The sequence below is a fragment of the Synechococcus sp. R3-13 genome (genome assembly GCF_047462195.1).
Lineage (GTDB): Bacteria > Cyanobacteriota > Cyanobacteriia > Thermostichales > Thermostichaceae > Thermostichus.
This window is the reverse complement of sequence record NZ_JANSIO010000198.1, coordinates 1-604: the sequence shown is the minus strand read 5'-3', so window position 1 is coordinate 604 and position 604 is coordinate 1. Positions and strand designations below refer to the sequence as shown.

Below are 604 nucleotides of genomic sequence, written 5' to 3'. Positions count from 1 at the left end.
CGACAGGCTTAGGAACAGTTGTGAATGCCCTCCCTCCCATCCGCCGGGATAGGGGCAAGCTATGAACCTATATCGCTTGCTTTTCTTCTTGCGGGCCTGCTGAGGCCCCTAGCCTACCTAGGTTGGGTTTTGGTGTTGCGGGCTCGCTCTGTTCGGGCTGCCCAAGTTCTGGCTGTGGCCGCAGGTTTTGCGGGATGCCGTTTTCTCCCCTCTTGACCCCGAGTGAGTGGTTGGACTATGAGTTCTCACAGCGTTAGCATTTTGAGTGAAATTCCCGAGGAGCTGCATGACACCCTCCAAAACTACCTCTCCCGCCATCCCGACTGGGATCAGGATCGGGTGGTGACGGCAGCGCTCTCGTTATTCCTGCTCCAAAGCGGGGAGAGCGACCGGCGGGCGGCACGCATCTACTTGGACAGCCTGTTTCGCCGCAACTGAGCCCCAGGGATGGCCTGTGAAAAGTGGGGCAGCGGGAACCTTTTGTTAGCCTGGGTAGGGATCCTGTCCCACCGCTGTCATTTGGACACTGGGGGGAGGGCGCTAAGAAGTGAAAAGGATCTCAAAAGAGGCAAAAAAGAGCATGACTCTAGTCAATAATAAGCTC

The 604-nt window shown here is 56.8% G+C and carries 1 protein-coding gene; it reads left to right on the top strand.

From position 1 onward, the window contains the following. Positions 1-237: 237 nt before the first annotated feature. Entirely contained in the window at positions 238-438 is a 201-nt protein-coding gene (locus tag NW856_RS06085; RefSeq protein ID WP_041436785.1) for a DUF2811 domain-containing protein, read from the top strand. Positions 439-604 lie beyond the last annotated feature (166 nt).